Consider the following 3,787-nt stretch of genomic DNA (forward strand, 5'->3'; position numbering starts at 1 on the left):
TCCACGAAGGACGCCAGATCGTGGGCGAAGTCCGCAGAGTCGGCAACACCGGCCGCCCACACGTCGTTGCCCTGCAACCAGCGATACACGACCCAGGGCAACGGGTACCCGCGGCCAGGCTCGCCGAGGACGACAGGTTCGGGGGTGGGCACGGGGACCCGGCCCAGCAGACGGCGAGCGGCCTCGGCCTCGGCGAGCAACCATGTCCGCTTGGCGTCCGGCGCACCGGGCTCGAGCGGGAAGCGAAGCACCAGCTCCTCACCCAGTCGAAACAGCACGTTGACGGTCCCGTGCGAGCTCACCGGGCGAACCGTCAGTCCGCGCCACCGGGGGAACTGGTCGGCCACCAGCCCCGCCACGGTGTCGAGTGTGAGCTCCATCTGGTGGGGATGCATGGGCACGCGGACAGTCTGCGGCGTTCGGCAGGTCGTCGCCACCGGGTTGTGGTGGCAGGAGCGCGGGACGACATTCGAAGGGGGCCCAAGCAGATCTGCCGACAGGGGCGCTGCAGCAAGATGAAGGTCTGACTCCACGGAGCAGCCTCGTCGCGCACAACCTCAACCGAGCGGGTCGCGGCGTCCCGGGCGTTCCGCGAATCTGCACGCTGTGCCGTGAGACGCCCCCGGCGGAGGGAATCCCTCCGACCGGGTCTTGCGCGAAACCACTCAGACCAGCTGTTCGGCGACCTGCTGCTCCGCTGCTGCATACCCGGCCTGCACAGGATGCCCGTGCAGGTGCACGATCACCTGCTGTGGTTGTGCGTCGATTTTGCACCACCATATTTTCGCCACGTGCTGCCCAACCACGACGACAAGGTCGCTTTCAACGCCGGCCCTTGCGTACCCCACCGGAAGGACGTGTCGGCGTCAGGAGCGACGGCCGGGGTGATCGAGTTGCAGCAGGCTCCCGGAGAGCAGCCGGTGGGGTCATGCTCCCCACTCGTGAGCGGAGATTCCCTGCGGCGCTGTGCAGGGCTGTTGACCACGACGTCGACGTCGACGCGACCGAGCGACTCGACTGCCTCCTGCGCCAGCCCTTGACGGCGGCGGAACCGGACAGGTCGACCTTGGCAAGGGAGTGTCCCGCGCCCGGCATACTGCCCAGCAGTTGCCCGTGAAGAGCCGGTGACGGGGACGCCGCGCTCCGAGAGGTCATGCCGGCAAGGGAGACCACAACTAGCCGAGGGGCCGAGTCCGGTCCCGTGGAAAATCCTCGCTCCGGCTTCGGCCGGACTGCAGGGCAAACCAGACCAGGGGGATCTGCAAGGGCAACCGGATCCAGTTCACCACTTGGCTCGTGAGATCGTGGCCCTGCTGGGCGGTCATGGCGCTCTGCAGGTTGGCCGGCCAGATGACCACCAGCAGCGCGGCGGCGGCGATCCCCGCCCAGCGGTCCAGGCGCCACAGCCCCACCGCGCAGACCAGCTCGGCCACGCCGCTGGCGTAGACCAGCTCGGTCGGCCGGGGCACGAAATGCGGGACGATCGGCGTGAAGGTCGACGGGTGGGCCAGGTGGATGACCCCGCTCAACGTGAAGGCGGCCGCCACGATCCACGGGCCCCAGCGAGACCGCCGGCGGCGCCCACCGCTGGTTGTCCTCACCCCAACACCCTACGTCCCCTGACCGGATCCGCTGATGCCGTTGGGCGCGACGTGGACCGCACGCGGGTTCCGATGTGCGGGAGGGTCACCGGGTGTGACCCGACGAGCGCCTGGGTCTACGACCAAGGTCCACTACCGCCGTGTCCCCTTCGGGGATGACGATCGTGGAGCGGCCAGCCACGGTCGCTGAACCTCCAGAGAAGACACGCCATGAACCCCCGCCGCACGCATCGCCACGACGTCGCCCACCACCACCCACACGTGCACCGGGCCACCTTCCTGGGCTGGGCGTGGGACTGCAGCTGCGGCGGCGCCTCCGTGCGCGGCGCCACGGTGCCCAGCACCTGGCGCGAGGCGGTGATCGGGGCTCTGAACCACTCCGGCACCATCGCCGCCTAGTCGGCGGTATGGCTGCCCGCAGTGCGTGTGGCCCGCGGACCAGCCGGGCAACACCTGACCACACCCGAAGCGGGCCGTGCAGATCCACAGCCGACGATCGTCGACAACAACGGCATACAAGCCCTGCAGGTGAAGGGCGCCATCGTCACCACCGACAAGGCGGCCGAAGACGGAGACGGGGCAGTCTGCGACGGTCCAACCCGACCACCACGCGTTGGACGGCAGGGATCACGCTGGACCCGCAGCGCTGGCAGTCCACCTCTCCACGCTGGACGAGCGAGCGGGCGCCCACCTGCCCGCCCGCGTCAACGGCGCACTGTCACCAGCGATTCCGCCACATGGCTTGATCCCGCTGAGCATCCCATGCCGCCTGCGAACCATTGCTGGCCGGCGTCGAGAGCTCCTCCGCGTTTGTGAGTGGTCCACGCCTCCGATGCTCCCCCGCGTGGGGGTGGTGCTCGCCTGTGCGCGATAGGCGAGTCAGTCCGGGGCGGGGCGGACGGTGGCTGCGGGCTGGGTGAGTCGATGAACTTGGACAGGAACGGCCCGATGATGTCGATCGGCAGCGGGAAGACCACGGTGAAGTCCGCGCCGAGCTCGAGCAGGGTCTGGAGGTAGCGCAGCTGCAAGGACGCCGGGCTGCGGCTGAGGGTGTCGGCGGCTTGGCGCAAATCCTCGGAGGCCTGCAGCTCGCCCCGGGCATTGATGATCTTGGCGCGGCGCTCCCGTTCGGCCTCGGCCTCACGGGCCATGGCCCGCTGCATGGCCTCGGGGATCTCGACATCCTTGATCTCCACGACCTTGACCGCGACACCCCATGGGCCGGTCTGGGTGGCAAGGGTGGCCCGCAGGTCCTCGTTGAGGTCGCTGCGGTGGGCCAACAGGGTGTCGAGCTCGACCCGGCCGAGGATCGAACGCAGGCTGGTCTGGGCAATGTGCGAGGTGGCTACCGCGAAGTTCTCCACCCCCATCACCGACTTCTCGGGGTCGACGACCTGAAAGAGGACGACGGCGTTGACCCGCGCCGGGACGTTGTCCTTGGTGATGATCTCCTGCGGCGGGATGGTGAGGGTGACCACGCGCAGGTCGACCCGGACCAGGTGGTTGACGAACGGCAGCAGCAGGTGTGGTCCCGGACCCAGCAGCGGACGCAGGTGCCCGAGCCGGAACACAACACCACGCTCATACTCCCTCAGCACCTTGACGGACCACACGGCAAGGGCCACCAGCATCGCGGCGAGCACCAGCGCGGTGAGGACCCAGGTCACGAGCGACCCTCCGTCTGGTCGCTGCTGCGCAGCCGGCTGCCGCGCGGACGTCGGTGACACTGAAGGAGCCCCACCGGGTCGCGAAGGGGTCGGACGGGCCTGGCGGGGAACCGGGGCTGAGATGGGGGACATGGTCGGGGAATCCGGATGGCGTCCGCCACAGGTGACGAGCCAGCGGTATGCCGGCCGCGGCCGCGGCCACGATGGTCACCACCAGGACGAGCAGGTCCGAAACGCTGGGGCGACTCGCCAACATGCCGGCGGGGAGCAGGACGGCGAGCACGGCGATGCTGCAGGCGATGCCCCGGTGAAAGCGGCCGGCCTCGGAGTGTGGCCACGGGTCGATCTCCCGGGTGACCTCCCGTCCGTGTGGCGAGGTCGTGCAGGTGCTCTTGACCGGGCAGACATTGCAGACCGAGGGCTTGGCGCGGTAGCGCATCACTCGCTGGCCGGGGTCGAAGGAGTGCGGCCACAACCACTGGTCCTGCGGGCACAGCCACGCGTCGTGGTCGGCGTGGT

General features: G+C 69.3%; 3 protein-coding genes and 1 pseudogene. 1 reads left to right on the forward strand and 3 read right to left on the reverse strand.

Features of this window, described 5'->3' with window-relative positions; genetic code table 11:
• The coding region (locus ACLL9L_RS04595; RefSeq protein WP_411283471.1) for a phosphotransferase at positions 1-395 on the reverse strand (395 nt) is incomplete at its 3' end.
• Positions 396-1,175: 780 nt separating this feature from the next.
• Positions 1,176-1,601, reverse strand: coding sequence for a DoxX family protein (locus tag ACLL9L_RS04600; protein ID WP_411283469.1), 426 nt, complete (start codon positions 1,599-1,601; stop codon positions 1,176-1,178).
• A 210-nt stretch (positions 1,602-1,811) separates the two neighbouring features.
• Here ACLL9L_RS04600 and ACLL9L_RS04605 point away from each other — a divergent pair, with 210 nt between their 5' ends.
• Positions 1,812-2,000, forward strand: coding sequence for a hypothetical protein (locus tag ACLL9L_RS04605; RefSeq protein WP_411283470.1), 189 nt, complete (start codon positions 1,812-1,814; stop codon positions 1,998-2,000).
• A gap of 536 nt (positions 2,001-2,536) precedes the next feature.
• On the opposite strand, the pseudogene ACLL9L_RS04610 reads toward ACLL9L_RS04605, so the two are convergent.
• Positions 2,537-3,232: pseudogene (locus ACLL9L_RS04610) on the reverse strand (SPFH domain-containing protein); the annotation flags it as partial.
• Positions 3,233-3,787: the final 555 nt, after the last annotated feature.

Origin of the sequence: Lapillicoccus sp., assembly GCF_046595215.1 — a bacterium.
Taxonomy (GTDB): Bacteria; Actinomycetota; Actinomycetes; order Actinomycetales; family Dermatophilaceae; genus Lapillicoccus.

Coding starts and splice junctions, on each gene's coding strand:
- ACLL9L_RS04605 (WP_411283470.1), top strand. CDS start 1,812: ATGAACCCCCGCCGCACGCATCGCCACGACGTCGCCCACCACCACCCA.